The organism is Ruthenibacterium intestinale (assembly GCF_040096265.1).
Lineage (GTDB): Bacteria > Bacillota > Clostridia > Oscillospirales > Ruminococcaceae > Ruthenibacterium > Ruthenibacterium komagatae.
On sequence record NZ_JBBMFA010000094.1, the window covers coordinates 13,903 to 30,636 of the forward strand.

The 16,734-nt window shown below is 55.4% G+C and carries 21 protein-coding genes; 15 read left to right on the forward strand and 6 right to left on the reverse strand.

Going from position 1 to position 16,734, the window contains the following annotated elements:
• The first annotated feature begins 345 nt into the window (after positions 1-345).
• Positions 346-564, forward strand: a complete 219-nt coding sequence (locus WMO24_RS09365; protein ID WP_349216177.1) for a hypothetical protein — start codon at positions 346-348, stop codon at positions 562-564.
• Positions 565-599: 35 nt separating this feature from the next.
• Here the strand turns inward: WMO24_RS09365 and WMO24_RS09370 are convergent, their stop codons facing one another.
• Positions 600-800: a helix-turn-helix domain-containing protein gene (locus WMO24_RS09370; protein WP_349216178.1), complete on the reverse strand. Its 201-nt coding sequence runs from the start codon at positions 798-800 to the stop codon at positions 600-602.
• Between the two features lie 90 nt (positions 801-890).
• Between WMO24_RS09370 and WMO24_RS09375 the strand changes: the two genes are divergently transcribed.
• Positions 891-1,166, forward strand: coding sequence for a hypothetical protein (locus WMO24_RS09375; RefSeq protein ID WP_349216179.1), 276 nt, complete (start codon positions 891-893; stop codon positions 1,164-1,166).
• An 88-nt stretch (positions 1,167-1,254) separates the two neighbouring features.
• Here the strand turns inward: WMO24_RS09375 and WMO24_RS09380 are convergent, their stop codons facing one another.
• Positions 1,255-1,878, reverse strand: coding sequence for an NAD(P)H-hydrate epimerase (locus tag WMO24_RS09380; protein WP_349216180.1), 624 nt, complete (start codon positions 1,876-1,878; stop codon positions 1,255-1,257).
• Between the two features lie 81 nt (positions 1,879-1,959).
• Here WMO24_RS09380 and WMO24_RS09385 point away from each other — a divergent pair, with 81 nt between their 5' ends.
• The 3 genes from WMO24_RS09385 (at position 1,960) to WMO24_RS09395 (ending at position 3,145) form a co-directional block, all read left to right on the forward strand.
• A complete protein-coding gene (locus WMO24_RS09385) occupies positions 1,960-2,427 on the forward strand; it encodes an NUDIX hydrolase (RefSeq protein WP_349216181.1) in 468 nt (155 codons plus the stop codon).
• Positions 2,428-2,496: 69 nt separating this feature from the next.
• The gene (locus WMO24_RS09390) at positions 2,497-2,835 is read left to right on the forward strand and encodes a hypothetical protein (RefSeq protein ID WP_349216182.1); all 339 of its coding nucleotides are present in this window, start codon (positions 2,497-2,499) and stop codon (positions 2,833-2,835) included.
• Positions 2,836-2,848: 13 nt separating this feature from the next.
• Complete coding sequence (locus tag WMO24_RS09395) at positions 2,849-3,145, forward strand: DUF2089 family protein (protein WP_349216183.1); 297 nt, start codon at positions 2,849-2,851, stop codon at positions 3,143-3,145.
• A 32-nt stretch (positions 3,146-3,177) separates the two neighbouring features.
• Here WMO24_RS09395 and WMO24_RS09400 read toward each other — a convergent pair whose 3' ends face one another.
• Positions 3,178-4,335 carry an alanyl-tRNA editing protein gene (locus WMO24_RS09400; RefSeq protein ID WP_349216184.1) on the reverse strand — a complete coding sequence of 386 codons (1,158 nt, stop codon included), beginning with the start codon at positions 4,333-4,335 and terminating at the stop codon, positions 3,178-3,180.
• Positions 4,336-4,499: 164 nt separating this feature from the next.
• Here WMO24_RS09400 and malQ point away from each other — a divergent pair, with 164 nt between their 5' ends.
• The 3 genes from malQ (at position 4,500) to WMO24_RS09415 (ending at position 7,879) form a co-directional block, all read left to right on the forward strand.
• Positions 4,500-5,975 carry a 4-alpha-glucanotransferase gene (gene malQ / locus WMO24_RS09405; protein WP_349216185.1) on the forward strand — a complete coding sequence of 492 codons (1,476 nt, stop codon included), beginning with the start codon at positions 4,500-4,502 and terminating at the stop codon, positions 5,973-5,975.
• 105 nt (positions 5,976-6,080) lie between these two features.
• A complete protein-coding gene (locus tag WMO24_RS09410; protein ID WP_349216186.1) occupies positions 6,081-6,551 on the forward strand; it encodes a MarR family winged helix-turn-helix transcriptional regulator in 471 nt (156 codons plus the stop codon).
• A complete protein-coding gene (locus WMO24_RS09415) occupies positions 6,551-7,879 on the forward strand; it encodes an MATE family efflux transporter (RefSeq protein ID WP_349216187.1) in 1,329 nt (442 codons plus the stop codon). Before WMO24_RS09410 ends, WMO24_RS09415 begins: the two co-directional genes overlap by 1 nt.
• Before the next feature lie 41 nt (positions 7,880-7,920).
• Here the strand turns inward: WMO24_RS09415 and WMO24_RS09420 are convergent, their stop codons facing one another.
• A complete protein-coding gene (locus WMO24_RS09420; protein ID WP_349216188.1) occupies positions 7,921-9,111 on the reverse strand; it encodes a nucleotidyltransferase family protein in 1,191 nt (396 codons plus the stop codon).
• Positions 9,112-9,231: 120 nt separating this feature from the next.
• Between WMO24_RS09420 and WMO24_RS09425 the strand changes: the two genes are divergently transcribed.
• The 6 genes from WMO24_RS09425 (at position 9,232) to WMO24_RS09450 (ending at position 14,691) form a co-directional block, all read left to right on the forward strand.
• On the forward strand, positions 9,232-10,431 hold the full coding sequence (locus tag WMO24_RS09425) for an acetate/propionate family kinase (RefSeq protein WP_349216189.1): 1,200 nt from the start codon (positions 9,232-9,234) through the stop codon (positions 10,429-10,431).
• A 224-nt stretch (positions 10,432-10,655) separates the two neighbouring features.
• Entirely contained in the window at positions 10,656-12,440 is a 1,785-nt protein-coding gene (locus WMO24_RS09430; RefSeq protein WP_349216190.1) for a phosphoenolpyruvate carboxykinase (GTP), read from the forward strand.
• Between the two features lie 147 nt (positions 12,441-12,587).
• On the forward strand, positions 12,588-12,788 hold the full coding sequence (locus WMO24_RS09435; RefSeq protein WP_349216191.1) for a LysR family transcriptional regulator: 201 nt from the start codon (positions 12,588-12,590) through the stop codon (positions 12,786-12,788).
• Between the two features lie 12 nt (positions 12,789-12,800).
• A complete protein-coding gene (locus WMO24_RS09440; RefSeq protein ID WP_349216192.1) occupies positions 12,801-13,577 on the forward strand; it encodes a LysR family transcriptional regulator substrate-binding protein in 777 nt (258 codons plus the stop codon).
• 57 nt (positions 13,578-13,634) lie between these two features.
• Positions 13,635-14,123, forward strand: coding sequence for a hypothetical protein (locus WMO24_RS09445; protein WP_349216193.1), 489 nt, complete (start codon positions 13,635-13,637; stop codon positions 14,121-14,123).
• Positions 14,124-14,151: 28 nt separating this feature from the next.
• The gene (locus tag WMO24_RS09450) at positions 14,152-14,691 is read left to right on the forward strand and encodes a S24/S26 family peptidase (RefSeq protein ID WP_349216194.1); all 540 of its coding nucleotides are present in this window, start codon (positions 14,152-14,154) and stop codon (positions 14,689-14,691) included.
• A 42-nt stretch (positions 14,692-14,733) separates the two neighbouring features.
• Here WMO24_RS09450 and WMO24_RS15840 read toward each other — a convergent pair whose 3' ends face one another.
• Positions 14,734-14,910 carry a hypothetical protein gene (locus WMO24_RS15840; protein WP_407881336.1) on the reverse strand — a complete coding sequence of 59 codons (177 nt, stop codon included), beginning with the start codon at positions 14,908-14,910 and terminating at the stop codon, positions 14,734-14,736.
• Between the two features lie 259 nt (positions 14,911-15,169).
• On the opposite strand from WMO24_RS15840, the gene WMO24_RS09460 reads away from it, so the two are divergent.
• Positions 15,170-15,898 carry a hypothetical protein gene (locus tag WMO24_RS09460; protein WP_349216195.1) on the forward strand — a complete coding sequence of 243 codons (729 nt, stop codon included), beginning with the start codon at positions 15,170-15,172 and terminating at the stop codon, positions 15,896-15,898.
• A 328-nt stretch (positions 15,899-16,226) separates the two neighbouring features.
• Here the strand turns inward: WMO24_RS09460 and gloA2 are convergent, their stop codons facing one another.
• The gene (gloA2, locus tag WMO24_RS09465; RefSeq protein ID WP_349216196.1) at positions 16,227-16,619 is read right to left on the reverse strand and encodes an SMU1112c/YaeR family gloxylase I-like metalloprotein; all 393 of its coding nucleotides are present in this window, start codon (positions 16,617-16,619) and stop codon (positions 16,227-16,229) included.
• Positions 16,620-16,734: the final 115 nt, after the last annotated feature.

Consider the following 16,734-nt stretch of genomic DNA (forward strand, 5'->3'; position numbering starts at 1 on the left):
GAAGATGTATTTACCCAAAAAACAGCTTTTGCTGCAACAATTTGTTCTCAATATGGATTTTTGGAGCCTTAAAAAGGTGAAGGCAAAGAGATTGAAACAAAATAGTTGCAAACAGTCCCTCTTTTTTCTTGCCGAACTGCACAAAACCAAAATTTGGTGAAATGCAGTTTTGTTGAATAGCGAGAAAAAGAAACGCAAAACCATGATTTGTGTATTTTATACAAGACAAATGGGAAAACTTATGATATAATGCACAACGTAAGGACGGGAGAGTACACCATAAACTGGATGGTGAGGCCTTACAAGTACGCAAATCTATGCTGACTGGAAGAGAGGTAAACCAAAATGGTCAAGCAGATTAAGATTTCCAATTTCAATGAAGTGAAAAACATTATGAACGCGGCATCTCGCTGCTACAACGATATCGGCGTGCACGACGCCAAGGGGAGCATTGCGGATGCCAAAAGCATTCTGGGCCTGATGAGCCTGGACTATACGCATCCTGTACTCCTGGTGAGTGAGGATGAAGAAGAACTGGAGCGCGTTTACAAAGCGCTCAACTAAGCAAAAAGCGGGATGCCAAGGCATCCCGCTTTTTTTTATTCTTTGCGGTATTCAATGATGTCTGAAACCGGACAGTCCAGGATAAAACACAAAGTATCCAGTGTTTTCAATGTAATGGTTTTGCCGTGCTTCATCCGATGGAGGGTGTTGGCCGAAACGCCGTGCTTGAAAATCAGCTGATATTCGGTCATGTTTTTGCGGTACAATGTTTTGTAAAACGGTTCGTAACTGATCACACGCCCCACCTCATTTGTATGCTACCATGCTCAAGACATTGACTATACTAAATATATTGAGTATAATGATGGGCAAAGGAGGGGATGTTGATGCGGCGTTGGGCAATCTGTGTGGCGGGTTTGGCGGTTTGTCTTCTGGCATGTGGAACGCCGCAGCCCCAGAAAACAACACAGGATCTGCACGGGCAGCTGTATGCGCTGGCTCTGCAAAAGGAACCAAAGGCTCGTTGGCATTGCCGGGTTCAGTGGAAGGGGGAACAGGCGTGGGGAACGGCGTGTTCCGAACAGAGCCGGCTCTATGCGTTGTGGCGGCTGAACGACGGCTGGGAGTTGGAGTATCTGATGGATGTTCAGACAGAGAATTAAAGCAAGCCGGAATGCCGGTCCAGGATAGACAGAAAAAACGCCCGTTCGGCGCAAAGCCGGACGGGCGTTTTTGAATGTTTTTGTCGGATCACAGCCGAATTCCGATGTCTGCCACCACGATGTCGCCGCACTGCCGGGCGGCCAGTGTGTGACAGGGTTTGGCAGCATGAAAGGTTACGGTACAGTCGGCCAGGACCGCACCTTCGGCCACACGACCGGTGTCGCACTCCACACCGCTGGGAATATCCAGCGCCAGTACAAAGCCCGGTGCTTCCTTCATCTGACGAGCTGCCTGTGCCGCGCCGGGGCGCAGTTCTCCATGGAAGCCTGTTCCGCACACCGCGTCCACCAGCAGGTCCGCGGACCGGATAAAAGCGTCTGCTTCGTCGTTGTTTTCACGGATGACGATGCCCCGTGCAGAGGCCCGCTGGAAATTGGTCAGAGCGTCCGGCGTGGCCGGCCGGGGTCCGTCGGTCAGGATCACCTGCACCTGCAGTCCTGCCTGATGCAGCAGCCGCGCCACTACAAATCCGTCGCCGCCGTTGTTTCCCTTGCCGCAGAATACGGCGGCAGTCTGCGCAGCGGGGCATCGCTTTAATGCCAGCTGCGCCGCTGCCTGCCCGGCGTTTTCCATCATTTGCAGGTAAGACAGTCCGCCGGCATTGGCTGCCTGCTCGATTTGCTTCATCTGTGCCGCTGTCACTTGTGTCATGCGCATCGCTCCTTCTGTTTTGAAAACAGTATACCACAAAGCGGCCCGGTGTGGTATGCTGATACAAAGGAGTGTGGAACCGTGAAAAATACGACGCTGTGTTATCTGGAGAAAGACGGATGCTACTTGATGCTGCACCGTGTGAAAAAGCAGCAGGATGAGAACGCCGGCAAGTGGATCGGCGTGGGCGGAAAGTTTGAGGAAGGCGAAAGCCCGGAAGAGTGCGCCCGGCGGGAAGTGCGGGAGGAAACCGGCCTTGCACTGGAAGAGGTGCGGCCCCGGGGAATCGTCACCTTTGTGTCCGACCAGTGGGGAACGGAATATATGCATTTGTTCACTTCCACCCGGTTTTCCGGCACGCTTCACGCCTGTGATGAGGGCGAACTGGCCTGGGTGCCCGTGTCACAGGTGACGAAGCTCGAACTCTGGGAGGGGGACCGCATTTTTTTGGACCTTCTGGCTTGGGATGTCCCCTTCTTTTCTCTGAAACTGGTGTATGAGGGAGACTCTTTATGCACCGCGATTTTGGATGGAAATAAAATTTTATAAAAAATAAAATTAAAGATTGACTTTAATAAAATTAAAGTATATACTATGGGCAGAAAGGGGAGAAATGAGATGGCAGTCATGGCAGGTACAATTGTGTTGCTGGTGCCGCTGGTTTTGGGCGCCGTATTTGTGGGGTTGTGTTTTTTGGAGCGCATGCTGGCGCGCAAGAAAGCGTGGTGGCCGGGTCTGATCCTTCCGGGGCTTTCGCTGCTGTGGGCGCTGTTTTCCAGCTTGAACTATCCCCAGAGTACAACCAGCACCGATCCGCTGGTGATCGCGGCATCCATCGGGATGAATTTCCTTCTGGGAAATCTGCCCACCTATGTTTTTCTGCTCATTTACGGGGTGGTGCGCAGTAAGAGCAGAAAGCAGCGGGAACTGGAGAAGATGAATCTTCAGGATTTGTAAGGAGGAAGAATCCATGGCAGTGGAAGTGGTGCCGGAGTGGATGGCCGGGCTGGAAGAGGAGGATGTGGAGTTCATCCGAAAATTTCTGCTGGCGTCAGGCAGTCTGAAGGAAATGGCCGGGGCGTATGGCGTCACCTATCCCACCGTTCGCCTGCGGCTGGACCGGCTGATTCAAAAAATCCGCCTGACGGAAGAGCAGGCGGCGGACCCCTATGTGGCGCTGATTAAGCGGTTGGCCGTGGAGGAAAAGCTGGATTTTGACACGGCCAAATTGTTGATTCAGCAGTATCGCAAGAGCCTTGAACCATAAAAAGCACCGGCCGTCGGGCCGGTGCTTTTGTTTTAAATGGATTGAAAATAGGCTTCGATCTGGGCGCGGGTGGCGTGGACCGTTCCCTGCGCCACTTCGCCCCGCCCGCCGCCGCGGCCGTTCAGGGCTTTGTTCATGGCGCGGTTGCATTCACTCACGTCGCCGTCTTTTTCAAACAGTGCGTAGGAATAGCCGGTTTCATCGCTGCCGGAGAAAGCTGCGCACACGCCGGGGCATACGCCGCTCAGCGCGCAGGACAATCTGCGCAGGCTGTCGGGCCGAAGGTCATCTTCAAATACCACCGGATGTTCGGCCCCGGCCATTTGCCGGGCGCGGCTTTCAAACAGTTCCGTTTCCAGCCGGGCCACCCGTGCTTTCAGCGCGTCGGCCTCGTCCTGCAGATGCTCCACCGCCGGAGCGATCTCGTTGACTTTGGCACTGAGCAGGGTGCTGATGCGGGAAGCGTTTTCGCATTTCAGTGTGTAATCCCGCAGCGCGCGCATGCCGCACACCACCGACAAGCGGGTGCCGCCCTTGTAGTTCTGCGCACTGAGGATCTTGACTGCGCCCACTTCGGCGCAGCGTGCCACGTGGGTGCCGCAGCATGCGCACAGATCCGCACCGGCTGCGTCGATGATGCGAACCGGGCCTTCAATTTCCTTTTTGCTGCGGTAAGGCATGTCCGCCAGTTCTTCCGCAGTGGGCCAAAGCGCCCGAACAGGTCCGTTCTGCCAGATCACCCAGTTGACCGCCTGCTCGATCTCCTGCAATTCTCCGTCGCTCAAAGGGCCGGACACATCTACACGGACCACGTCCGGCCCGATGTGAAAGCCCACATTGTCGTAGCCGAACTGGGACTTGATCACACCGCTGAGCAAATGCTCTCCGGTGTGCTGCTGCATATGGTCAAAGCGGCGCATCCAGTCCACATCGCCCTGCACCGTCTCACCCACGCGCACAGGAGAGGCTGTGATGTGCACCACGGTTCCGTTTTCGTCCCGGGCGTCCAGCACACAGGCACCGCCCAGAGATCCGTGGTCCGCAGGCTGGCCGCCGCCTTCCGGGTAAAAAGCGGTCTGGTCCAGTACAACGGCAAACTGCCCGCCGTGCAGGGGGGTGCACGAAAGTACTTTTGCGCAGAACTGCGCGAGGTAGGGCTCATCGTAGTAAAGCTTTTTCGTCCCGTTCATGAAAGCCTCCAGTCTGTGCTCATGCTATGTATAACTCCATAACATAATACCATAGCTACTTGTGAAAAACACTAAAAAAAACGCTGATTTTTTGGCGCGAAAATCCATTTATTTTCGTTTATAATGCTTATGTTGAACTTTGAACCCACGCGAGGAGGATTTACATGCGGGAAAGCGGTATTTTAATGCCGGTGGCCAGCCTGCCCGGTCCGTTCGGCATCGGCACGCTGGGAAAACCGGCATATGATTTTATTGATTTTTTGAAGAAGGCGCATCAGGCGGTCTGGCAGATCCTGCCGGTCTCTCCCACCGGTTTTGGCGACAGCCCGTATCAAAGCTGTTCGGCTTTTGCGGGAAACCCCTATTTCATTGATTTTGACCTGCTTCGCAAAGACGGCTTGTTGAAAAAAACCGATTATGAAACTCTGCGCTTTGGCACCGACGGCAAGGTGGACTACGAAACAGTGGAAAAAACGCACTTCGCCGTTTTGCGCAAGGCTTTTGCAAAATTTTCGAAATGGTATCCGGATGACTACTATCACTTTTGCTATGAGCAGGGCTGGTGGCTGGAAGATTATGCGCTGTTTATGACGGCCAAGGGACTGAACGGCGGGGTCCACTACCGCCAGTGGCCGCAGCCGCAGCGGGACCACGCCCAAAGCGCCATCGATGCGCTGTACGCCGAACACGAGAGCGAAGTCCATTTTTGGAAATTCTGCCAATACGAATTCCAGCGCCAGTGGCGCGCGCTGAAGGCACATGCCCAAAAGCAGGGAGTGCGCATTCTGGGAGACCTGCCCATCTATGTCTCCGCAGATTCCGCCGATGTATGGGCCGGACCGCAGCTGTTCCAGCTGGATGAGGACGGTACCCCCACGGCCGTGGCGGGCTGCCCGCCGGATTATTTCTCTGAGGATGGCCAGTTGTGGGGCAACCCGCTGTATGACTGGGATTATCATCGGAAAACCGGATACGAATGGTGGGTGCGGCGCATTCGTTTTGCGCTGGAGTTGTACGACATGGTGCGCATTGACCACTTCCGGGGCTTCGACACCTATTACGCCATCCCCTATGGTGCCAAAAACGCCCGGGGCGGAGCCTGGCGCAACGGGCCGGGCATGGAGCTGTTCCGGAAGGTGGAGCAGCAGCTGGGCAAAGCGGAAATTGTGGCTGAGGACCTGGGCGAGATGTTTGACAGTGTACGCCGTTTGCTCAGCGACAGCGGCTTCCCCGGGATGAAGGTGCTTCAATTTGCCTTTGATCCGTCCGGCGACAGTGAGTATCTGCCGCACCATTACCCGGAAAACTGCATTGCGTATCCGGGCACGCACGACAACACCACCGTGGCCGACTGGCTGCGCCATGCGCCCGCGAAAGAACGGCGCAAAGCCACTGCCTATCTGGGCCTGAATGAGGAAGAAGGTCTGGTGGACGGCATGCTGCGGGGCGTTCTTGCCAGCCCCGCAAAGCTGGCTGTGACCCCCATGGCCGACTGGCTGGGCCTGGGGGCGGCGGGGCGCATCAATACTCCCTCCACGCTGGGCGGAAACAACTGGCGCTGGCGCCTGAAGGCGGAACAGCTCACGCCGCAGCTGGCCGCGAAAATGATGCGGAAAACCCGTTTGTTTGGACGCGGATAACACGAAAAAACGGACCTCTCTGTATGGAGAGGTCCGTTTTTTTACGGGCTGTTGACAGGAAAAGGCGGGTTTGCTACAATTAGTTAAGCAAATATAATTATATTTATGAAACAAAGTGAGTGGATGAAAATGGATCTGCGGCAGAGCATGGAACGCTTCTACGTAGGCATGGTGGTCAATGAGCTTCGCCTGGCGAACGGCGCCATTTCCCAGGGGATCACGCACAACAGCCTGTTGTATCTGGATCTGATCGCCTATACGGACAAGTGCACGGTCAGCCGACTGGCGGACATGCTGCACATTGCCAAGTCCGCCGTGACACTGAAGGTGAAGGAACTGGAGCGGCTGGGCCTTGTGACCAAAACCCAGAGCGACGAAGATAAGCGGGTCTTTTACCTGAGCGTCAACGAGCCGGTGCGCGCCGAATACCGGGCGTATGACCGGGTGCTGTATGCGGCTTTGGATGAGGTGGAGCGCCGCCATTCTCCGGAAGAGGTGGCCATGCTGTGCGACATGCTGGAGAGCATTCACCGGTCTTTTTGTCAATTGAGTCAGCTGGAGAAAGGAGAACTCTGATGAACGTCATGGAGCGGGCGGTCACGCCCGGGTATTTGCTTCGTTTTACCATCCCCACCATGATCATGTTAATCTTTAACTCGTTTTACACCATGGTGGACGGTGCATTTGTTTCCAATTTTGTGGCAACCAGCGCGCTCAGTGCGGTGAACATTGTGTATCCGGCGCTGAATCTGGTGTTTGCGGTAGGCATTATGCTGGCCACCGGCGGCAGCGCCATTGTGGGCCGGCAGATGGGCGAGGGGAAAAATCAGGAGGCGCGGGAGAATTTTTCGCTGGTGGTGGCGGCAGGCACAGTCCTGGGCGTTCTCATCGGCGTGGGCGGCCTGGTATTCGCTTCCCCGCTGGTGCGGGCGCTGGGGGCCAGCGATGCCATTTTTCAGCACTGCTATGACTATCTCATCTACATGAGCGGATTTACGCCTTTCGCGGTGCTTCAGCTGTTGTTTCAGTATCTGTTTGTCACAGCGGGACGGCCCAATCTGGGGCTGATATCCACCGTGGCGGGGGGCCTGGCCAATATCATTCTGGACTATGTATTCATCGTGCCGCTGCAAATGGGCATCAAGGGGGCGGCCATTGCCACGGGTATTGGTTTCATGATCCCTGCCGTGACGGGGCTGATCTATTTTTCGGTATGCCGCAGCCAGCACCTCCACTTCACAAAGCCGGTGCTGCGTGGGGACATTCTGGTGCAGGCCTGTGCCAACGGTTCTTCCGAGATGGTCACCAACCTGGCCATCGCGGTGACCACCTTCCTGTTCAATCTGGAAATGATGCGCTGGCTGGGCGAGGACGGCGTGGCAGCCATCACCATTGTGTTTTATGCGGATTTCCTGTTTGTGGCAATGTTTCTGGGGTATACCTCCGGCGTGGCCCCGCTGTTCAGCTACAATTACGGGGCGCAGAACCACGAGCGCCTGCAAAAGCTGTTCCGGCTCAGCCTGCTGTTCATCGCGGTGGGCTCGGCGGCGGCTTACGGTGCCTCGCTGGCGTTCAGCGGCCCGGTGGTGGGCTTCTTCGCCCGGCGCGGAACGCAGGTGTTCGACATTGCCCTGCACGGAATGCTGCTGTATGCCATCTCCTTCCTGCTCAAGGGCGTGAACATTTTTGCCTCGGGCCTGTTCACTGCGCTGTCCAATGGAAAGGTGTCGGCGTTTTTATCGTTCCTGCGCACTTTTGGCTTCCTGGTTTTGTGCATTTTCGTGCTGCCCCGCATCTGGGGCGTCAACGGCATCTGGCTGGCCATCCCGGTGGCGGAAGTTTTGTCGCTGGCGGTGTCCATCTGGTGTCTGGTTCGGTTCCGGAAGGTGTATCATTACGCATAAAGAAAGGCCCCGTTCCTTTGGGAACGGGGCCTTTTTGATCGTTAAACGCGAAGAAAGGGTTGCGTGTAGGCGGTCTGACAGGGCTGGGGCCGGGCGAGGCACAGCGCTGCCAGATCCTCTGCGTCGCTGTGGGCGCGGGCGATGCGTTCACAGTCGGGCGCGATGTCCCGCAGCCGGGCCAGAGAGGTGGAGAGGGGAAGCTGTGCGGTCTCTTTGGCAGTTTTCAGCACGGCTAACCCCTGCTCGCTGGCACCCAGAACGTGGAGATAGGGCGGCAGGGCGGGGATCTGCTTTCCGTACCCCAGCGCGGCGTCCAGAACCAGCCGGCGCAGTCGGGCGTGGGCGTAGCGCTTGGTCTTCAAATCTGCGTAGAGGGCAGGCAGGCTCACTGCGGACTGGATGCTCTGGTACAGACGGTGCTCCAGCCCTTCGTTCACGCCGCGGACACGAAGCAGATCCTGGGCGGAGAGGCCGCGCAGCCGTGACAGGATCGCGATGGAGCCTGCTGTGGGATCATGAAACAGGCCTTCCGACTGCGCCTGCAGATACAGGGGCAGACAGGCGGCCGGAACGTAGGGCGCCATCGCGTCGGCACCCTCGGCTTGAAACAGCGTGCGAAGGGCGCTGGCACTGGCAAAGCCGTCTCCGGGGGTGGCTTCTCCGTGGGCGGCACCGCGCCGTGCCAAAGCGAAAACCTGCAGCGGGCTTTTCTGAGCCTGAATCGCTTTGCAATACTCTACGCCCAGAATGTTGTTGGGGCTGGCCAGCAGAGCTGCCGCGCCCGGCTGAACGGCTTCGGCCGCGGCAGCTCGGGCTGCGGCAAAGCCGCCGCCCTGGCGCAGCGCATGACGCATCTCCCGCTGGAACTCCGGCCTGCGGAGCGTTTGGGCCGTCCGGTGCAGAAGTTCCGGGTCAGGGGTTTCCGCGCCGAAACACAGGGTGTCCACACAACCCAGCATGCTCAAAAGATGCACGCCGGCCGCGGCAAACCCCTCGGCGCTCAACGTGGCGTAGGGAGCGGGCAGGGACAGCACCAGATCCGCGCCGCCCGCCAGTGCCGCCCGCACCCGCACCGGGGTGGGGAACAGAGCGCATCCGCCCCGCTGGACTACGGAAGGGCTCATCACGCACACCACGGCCCGGGCGCCCGCCTGCCGTGCCTGCTGAATCTGCCAGGCGTGCCCGGCGTGAAACGGGTCGTATTCCGCTATGATTCCAACGATTTTCAACATAAAACCCCTTTCGTGCCTTGCAAATGAATTTTTACCATTATATAATAAAAAAGATAAGGAAGAAAAGTGCCTGCTGATCAAAAGGCGGGCATTTGAAACGTTTAGGAGGAAAAAGAAACTATGAAAGTTCTGGTCATCAACTGCGGTTCCAGCTCTCTGAAATATCAGCTCATTGATATGACGGACGAAAGCGTGCTGTGCAAAGGTCTGTGCGAGCGCATCGGCATTGAAGGCAGCAAGATCACCCACAAGGCCAACGGCGGCGAATGGAGCCAGGAGGTGCCGTTCCCCACGCACACTGAGGCGTTCATGAAGGTAGTCGAAATGATGACCACGGGCGAGGGCGCTGTGGTGAAAGACAAGAGCGAGATTTCCGCCATCGGTCACCGCGTGGTGCAGGGCGCCGAGTTCTTTACCAAATCTGAGATCGTCACCGATGCCATCATCGACAAAATCGAAGAGATCGCACCGCTGGCTCCCGTGCACAACATGGCACACGTGCAGGGCCTGCGCAGCGCCAAGGCTGTATTTGGCGAGAAGGTCCCCAACGTGGTTGTGTTCGACACCACGTTCCATCAGACCATGCCCGCCAAGGCGTATATGTACGGCGTTCCCTATGAGATGTATGAAAAGTACTCCATCCGCCGCTATGGCGCGCACGGCACCAGCCACCGCTATGTGAGCATGGCGGCTGCTGAGTACCTGAACAGCAGCGATTTGAAGATGGTCACCTGCCATCTGGGCAACGGCAGCTCCATCTCCGCGGTCAAAGCCGGCAAGTGCATGGACACCAGCATGGGCCTGACCCCGCTGGCCGGTGTTCTGATGGGCACCCGCTGCGGCGACCTAGACCCCAGTGTTGTGACTTACATGGAGCAGAAACTGGGCATCCATGGTCAGGAGATGGCCGATTACCTGAACAAGAAATGCGGCCTGCTGGGTGTTTCCGGCGTTTCCAGCGATATGCGCGACGTGACCAATGCGGCGGATGCCGGCAATGAGCGCGCCAAGCTGGCCACCGAGATGCTGGCTTATCAGATCAAGAAATACATCGGTTCTTATGCTGCGGCCATGGGCGGTCTGGACTGCGTGGTCTTCACCGGCGGCATCGGCGAGAACGATTATCGCATGCGTGCCAGTGTGTGCGAGAACATGGGCTTTTTGGGCATTTCCGTGGATCCGGAGAAAAACTGCAAACGCACCGGCGACATCATGGACATCAGCGGCAAAGGCAGCCGCGTGAAAGTGCTGGTCATCTGCACCAACGAGGAACTGATGATTGCCCGCGACACCAAGGCTCTGGTGGAAGCTGCGAAGTAATTTCGGCTAGGCGGCCGTCCTGCGGGACGACCGCCTTTTTTGCAAAGATATCCGCAAAAAGCGAACAATCGGCACATCCGGGAAAAAGAGTGCGGCTTTTTCGCGGAAAAATCTTGTGTTTTTTTTAACAAAAAGGTATAATGAAACCAAATCGCATTTTGATCGAACTGTTCTGTTCACCACTTTATGCGAGAGGGATTTTTTAAAGGAAAGGTGATTCAATTATGGCTTTGACGAACAATCAGCATGTTCTGGACTGGGTCAAAGAAATGGAAGGCCTGATGACTCCGGACAAGACCATTTGGATCGACGGCTCTGAGGGTCAGCTGCGCGCTCTGCGCGAGGAAGCCTTCAAAACTGGCGAAATGACGGAACTGAACCAGGAGAAACTGCCTGGCTGCGTTCTGCATCACACCGCGAAGAACGACGTTGCCCGTGTAGAGGGCCGCACGTTCATCTGCACCAAGAACAAAGAAGACGCGGGCGTCATCAACAACTGGATGGACCCCGAAGAGATGAAAGCAAAACTGGTTCCCATGTACACCGGCTGCATGAAAGGCCGCACCATGTACGTGATTCCGTACTGCATGGGCCCCATCGGCAGCCCGTTCTCCAAAGTGGGCATTGAGGTCACGGACTCCATCTACGTTGTCCTGAACATGGACATCATGACCCGCATCGGCGTGAAAGCGCTGCGTCAGCTGGGCGATTCCAACGACTTCGTGCGCGGCCAGCACGCGAAAGCCGACATCAACGAGGAGAACCGCTACATTGTGCAGTTCCCCGAAGAGAATGCAATCTGGTCCATCAACTCCGGTTACGGCGGCAACGTGCTGCTGGGCAAAAAATGCTTTGCTCTGCGCATCGCTTCCTACCAGGGCATGAAAGAGGGCTGGATGGCCGAGCACATGCTGATCCTGGGCATCGAGTGCCCCAATGGCGAGACCAAATACATCACCGCTGCCTTCCCCTCTGCCTGCGGCAAGACCAACCTGGCCATGCTGATTCCGCCTGAGGTTTATGCAAAACAGGGCTACAAAGTGTGGACCGTAGGCGACGACATCGCCTGGATGCACATCGGTGAGGACGGCCGTCTGTATGCCATCAACCCCGAGAACGGCTTCTTCGGCGTTGCCCCCGGCACCAACGAGAAATCCAACCCCAACGCGCTGCACACCACCATGAAGGGCACCATCTTCACCAACGTTGCCCACAACCTGGCGGACAACACTGTGTGGTGGGAAGGCCTGGATAAGAATCCTCCCGAGGATGCTCAGGAGTGGACCGGTATCCCCGTCAACGGCAAAGAGTATGTTGCCAACGGCGGCAAGCTGGCTCATCCCAACTCCCGTTTCACGGCTCCGGCTGAGAACTGCCCCTGCCTGTCCAAAGAGTTCAACAACCCCATGGGCGTGCCTGTGACCGCGATGGTCTTCGGCGGCCGCCGCGCGAAGACCGCTCCGCTGGTGTACCAGTCCTTCAGCTGGGAGCACGGCGTGTATGTGGGCTCTGCCATGGCTTCTGAGACCACTGCTGCCGCTACCGGCGCTGTGGGCGTTGTCCGCCGTGACCCGATGGCCATGCGTCCCTTCTGCGGCTACAACATGGGCGACTACTTCGGCCACTGGCTGGAGATGGGCAAGAAATTGGGCGACAAAGCTCCCAAGATCTTCCATGTCAACTGGTTCCGCACCGATGACAACGGCCACTTCATTTGGCCGGGCTTCGGCGACAACATGCGTGTCCTGATGTGGATGCTGGATCGCTGCGAGGGCAAAGTGGACGCGGTGGAAACCCCGATCGGCTATGTGCCTAAGGCAGAAGACATCAACATCGAAGGCCTGTCCGACATCACTCTGGATGTCCTGAAGGGCCTGCTGGAGATCGACAACGATCTGTGGCTGGAAGACGTCAAGGGCGTAGAGGAGCTGTACGATCAGATCGGCGAGCGTGTGCCCGCTGAGCTGCGCAAACAGCTGGCTGACCTGCGTGCCCGTCTGTCCAAATAAGATAAAGTCAATTCAAAACAGGCAGCAGAGCAATCTGCTGCCTGTTTTTTGTGAAGAAGCAGGGATATTTGCAGATTAAAGCAGTAAAAAATAGCCGAAACCATGAATGAACTGTTTCGGAAACCGCGGGGAAAAGGAGGAACGATTATGCAGCGCAGGCAGCTTCAATATTTTATCGAAGTGGTGGACTGCGGCAGCATCAGCGCAGCTGCGCAGAAACTGTTTGTGGCCCAGCCCAGCCTGAGCCGCACCATCAATGCATTGGAAAAGGAAATGGGCTGCGAACTTTTGGAACGCACCAGCAAAGGGGTGCGCCCCACACAGACCGGGCGGCAAATGTATTACTAGGCCCAGTCCATTTTGGATAAATTCCAGATGCTGGAGCGGCTGCGGGACACGCAGGACGCCAGGCTGGTCAGCCGGCTGCATGTGGCGGTGGCGCTGCTCTTTTTAAAAGATGAACTTTTGCTGCATGTTTACGAGCACATGGCAGCGCAGGATACCGAGCTGTGTTTTTACGAAACCACGCTGGAGCCTGCCCTGGAAAAGGTGGCTGCTTTGGATGCCGAAATCGGCCTGGCAGTGGTGAACGACACGCAGCTGCCGGTGTTTTTAAAGATGGCTGCCGGCAAAAATGTGTGCGTGACGCCGCTGGATGATCCCCGTCCGATGTATGTTCATGTCAGGCGGGACCATCCTTTGGCAAAGGCGGACGGCTTGGAATGCCGCCGATCGTTTGAGTACCCGCGTGTTCTTCTGCCGGGGGATTTTTTCAGCCATCTGAACCAGACGCTGTTGGATGATCTCCGGCGCCCCAGCGAATGGCCGCGGCGGACCATCACGGTCAACAGCTATCACTCGGTGCTGCGTATGCTGCGCAGTACCAACGGATACATTGTGGGCAATGCGTGGCAGCGGGAGGAACTGCAGTGCTCCCAAATTTGCAGCGTACCGCTGACAGATGCTCCGGTGCAGATAAATTTGCTGCTTCTTCACCGGGACAGAGAAGAGCTGTCTCAGCCGGCCCGCTCCTTTTTGAAACAATTTGCAGAAGATTTAAATTTAAAAAAAGCCATATCAATTTTGATATGGCTACTTATAAAGAAACAGGTATTTTTCAATATTTTGGACATGTGATATGATAACCATTGCTGAAAACAATACAAAAAAAGTAGACGAAAAGGGGATCGGATCATGTTCAAAAAGACAACCTGGCTTTCTCTGGCAACGGCAGCAGCAGTTGTGGTGACCTCTGCGGGCACGTTTGCCGTGTACGACAAAACCACCGCAACGGCAAGTACGACGGCAGTGACCCTGCGCAAACCCGTCACGGTAGAGACCAGCAACTTCACCATGAACAGCGACAGCGGCACGCTGGATGCATATCCTTCCGCTTCGGGTGATGTGACGTTCACGGTGGAGAATGAGGGAGATCTGGCAACGCAGTTGGATTTGGAAATTGCGGTAAAAGGAGATTCGGGCCCGAGCACATCTGATTTTACCTTTGAGGTTACGCAGAGCGGCGGAGGCAGCGTGAGCGGTTCCGGTACCAGCTTCACGGATACGGCCATTGAAGGAACCAACACATACACCATCAAGGCCACGGTCAACAGTGACAATGTGGCGGACAAGGTGTCCGCCGATACACCGATTCAATTTGACGTGACGGCAACCTTGAGCTGATTGAAAGAAACGGGGCGCAGTGGAAGAAATGGCTGAGCGAATTAGGGCCGCAGTCTTTTGGCTGCTCATGGGGGTGCTTGCCCTATGTATTGGCACCTACCTGTTGTTTCCCCAGCAGGTGGGGCGTCTGCTGCCTTTCCGCTGCTATGTGGTGCTGTCCCAAAGCATGGAGCCTACCATTCCCACGTTTTCGCTGGTCCTTGTGCGTCAGGTTTCACCGGATGCTTCTCTGACATTGGAGCCCGAGCAAATCATCACCTTCCGCGCGAACCGGTTTGGGGAACAAATTACTGAAACGCATCGCTTCAGCCACACAGAATGGGATGGGGAGCTGGGGCAGCTGCTCTACCGAACGCACCCGGAACACACGACCGATTTGGACGGATATGAAACTGTTCGTTCGGACATTTTGGGAACGTATGTAACGCACATTCCTTTTTTGGGAAAAGTGGTTCTGTTTTTGAAAAGTCCCTGGGCGCTGGTTCTGTTGGGAGAAGAAGTGGTGATTTTCCTGGTCAATCGTCTGGTGCGGGCGCGTTGGGAAGAGCAGGAAGCTGCACCTGTCTGATATCATCAAAAAACCGGGTCCCTGTATTGGGACCCGGTTTTGTTAAACTCTGCGGACGGAAGATGCCACGGCGTAGACCAATGTGACAGCCATCGTGCCGCCCACCAGCCAAAGGAGCCAGCTGGTTTTCCATCGGACTTCCGCAGCCAAAAGAAGAAAAATCAGGCAAAGCAATGCAAACACGATGGCGGACTGACGGTAATGAGGGGCTTTGTCCATATGTTTGCGTTCCTGTTCGGAAGCGAATAGCCAGGCATTGTTCCACAAAAAGCCCTTTTGCTGAAAATGGCGAATGCTGAGCACAAGACATCCCGCGGCAAAAGCCAGCAGTACGAACTGCGTCCCGGTTCGGCCATAAACTCACCCCCGTTTTCACCTTGAATATAGACGTGACCGGAGGCGTTGTCAATGAATTTTCGGTTTTATGCAATACTTGCCTCTTCTTTTTCGTTTTTATAAACGAGAGGGGTTGAGAGGTATGAGAAAGTGGATTGCGTTTCTCTGTGCGGTTCTGCTTTTGATTGGATGCAGCGCGGCAGAATTTGCATCCTCAGCGGCCGCGCCCTCCCAGGCGGCATCTCAGTCGGTCTCTATACCGGACTGGATGCAGGAGGATTACCAGCCTACCGGAAAATATGATTTTCAGGTGCCTGAGGGAACCATTGTGGAGTACATCATGGCGGTGCCGGATTTTCTGAATGCAGAGCAGCAGGCGCGATACGTGGCGGCGATGGAGGCTTATCGCGCGTTCACAGTGGAGCCGGGTTTCTCGTCCGATGACACGGATGTCTGGGAGACCGGGTTGCCATATCAATATGTGCGAGAAAAGGCATTTGAAGATTCCGCCGATCTCGCAGATTATCTGCGTTCGCTGTTCGACTTCGAACTGTTCAAAAAGCTGCATCAGGCTTATGCACCGGTGGAAAGTCAGTCCATTGCGCCGGGGTCTGCGCCGCTGGTGGGACAGTCGCTGTATGCGGACTTTGAAGGAAAGCTTTATGTGCTGCAGGTCGGGCAGGGAAATGGGAAGCAATGCCCGTATCCCGCCTCCTTTGAGCTGATTTCCCGGACAGAACAGGAAATCGTGTTTGAAACCTGTTATGAAAGCGGCGCGGCCTGCACGCTTCGCATGACCCTCACAGACCGAGGCTGGCTGTTTTCCGCTTTTTCCACGCCGTATGATGGCCAGTTGAGCGCGTTTTGGTGAAGCCTGACTGAAAGTTTCAATAAAAAAGGTCCGCACAGGGATCCCTGTGCGGACCTTTTTTAAATCTGTTCTCAGAAGAACAGGCTTTCGCGTCCCCAGCAATTCATTGCGTTGTCAGACAGATGGTATTTTGCAAATTCACGAATCATCTTAAACATAACAATAACCTCTTTTCTCATTCTTTCCCAACATGGCCGCCTGCTTGTGGCCATGCCGCAAGCAACTCTCTTGCGGTGTTCCTATTATATTAGTTATATTGCACAATTTCAAGCTAAATTATTCGTGAAAATGCACAAAGATTTCGCGGCACATATTGGAGTGCATAGGGTTATTCATGTAATTCCAAGGGAAGGCCATCCGGGTCAAAGAAAAATGTCATTGGTTTTCCGGTAAATTCGTCAAAGCGCACAGGCTCGCAATGGATCCCTTGGGTGTTCAATTCCGCAATTGTGGCGAAGATATCTTCAACATGAAATGCCAGATGACGCAGTCCGCATGCCTCAGGGCGAGTGAGACGGCGTGGAGCATTTGGTTGTGCGAAAATTTCCAATTCTATGGAATCGGGACCTTCGCCCAAGCGCAGATCCAATTTCCAATCGCCCCGTGCGGGGCGAAAGTTTTCGCGGATTACAGAAAATCCTAGCTTCTTAACATAAAATTCTTTGGCTGCCGCATAGTCGGACACGATGATAGCTATATGATGAATTTGTTGCAGCTGCATGGTACATTCTCCTTTCCGGGCGACACTGATCGAATAAAAAATACAACGAGTGCGTATGTACAGTGAGCATTCCGGCAAGTGTAAGCAAACGTGCCGTTTCAGTTGTTTTAGTCAA

What these genes read in the sequence shown, in the direction of transcription:
- WMO24_RS09365 (WP_349216177.1), top strand. Translation starts at nt 346, where the DNA reads ATGGTCAAGCAGATTAAGATTTCCAATTTCAATGAAGTGAAAAACATT.
- WMO24_RS09375 (WP_349216179.1), top strand. Translation starts at nt 891, where the DNA reads ATGCGGCGTTGGGCAATCTGTGTGGCGGGTTTGGCGGTTTGTCTTCTG.
- WMO24_RS09380 (WP_349216180.1), bottom strand. Translation starts at nt 1,878, where the DNA reads ATGACACAAGTGACAGCGGCACAGATGAAGCAAATCGAGCAGGCAGCC.
- WMO24_RS09390 (WP_349216182.1), top strand. Translation starts at nt 2,497, where the DNA reads ATGGCAGTCATGGCAGGTACAATTGTGTTGCTGGTGCCGCTGGTTTTG.
- WMO24_RS09395 (WP_349216183.1), top strand. Translation starts at nt 2,849, where the DNA reads ATGGCAGTGGAAGTGGTGCCGGAGTGGATGGCCGGGCTGGAAGAGGAG.
- WMO24_RS09400 (WP_349216184.1), bottom strand. Translation starts at nt 4,335, where the DNA reads ATGAACGGGACGAAAAAGCTTTACTACGATGAGCCCTACCTCGCGCAG.
- malQ (WP_349216185.1), top strand. Translation starts at nt 4,500, where the DNA reads ATGCGGGAAAGCGGTATTTTAATGCCGGTGGCCAGCCTGCCCGGTCCG.
- WMO24_RS09410 (WP_349216186.1), top strand. Translation starts at nt 6,081, where the DNA reads ATGAAACAAAGTGAGTGGATGAAAATGGATCTGCGGCAGAGCATGGAA.
- WMO24_RS09415 (WP_349216187.1), top strand. Translation starts at nt 6,551, where the DNA reads ATGAACGTCATGGAGCGGGCGGTCACGCCCGGGTATTTGCTTCGTTTT.
- WMO24_RS09420 (WP_349216188.1), bottom strand. Translation starts at nt 9,111, where the DNA reads ATGTTGAAAATCGTTGGAATCATAGCGGAATACGACCCGTTTCACGCC.
- WMO24_RS09425 (WP_349216189.1), top strand. Translation starts at nt 9,232, where the DNA reads ATGAAAGTTCTGGTCATCAACTGCGGTTCCAGCTCTCTGAAATATCAG.
- WMO24_RS09430 (WP_349216190.1), top strand. Translation starts at nt 10,656, where the DNA reads ATGGCTTTGACGAACAATCAGCATGTTCTGGACTGGGTCAAAGAAATG.
- WMO24_RS09435 (WP_349216191.1), top strand. Translation starts at nt 12,588, where the DNA reads ATGCAGCGCAGGCAGCTTCAATATTTTATCGAAGTGGTGGACTGCGGC.
- WMO24_RS09445 (WP_349216193.1), top strand. Translation starts at nt 13,635, where the DNA reads ATGTTCAAAAAGACAACCTGGCTTTCTCTGGCAACGGCAGCAGCAGTT.
- WMO24_RS09450 (WP_349216194.1), top strand. Translation starts at nt 14,152, where the DNA reads ATGGCTGAGCGAATTAGGGCCGCAGTCTTTTGGCTGCTCATGGGGGTG.
- WMO24_RS15840 (WP_407881336.1), bottom strand. Translation starts at nt 14,910, where the DNA reads ATGGACAAAGCCCCTCATTACCGTCAGTCCGCCATCGTGTTTGCATTG.
- WMO24_RS09460 (WP_349216195.1), top strand. Translation starts at nt 15,170, where the DNA reads ATGAGAAAGTGGATTGCGTTTCTCTGTGCGGTTCTGCTTTTGATTGGA.
- gloA2 (WP_349216196.1), bottom strand. Translation starts at nt 16,619, where the DNA reads ATGCAGCTGCAACAAATTCATCATATAGCTATCATCGTGTCCGACTAT.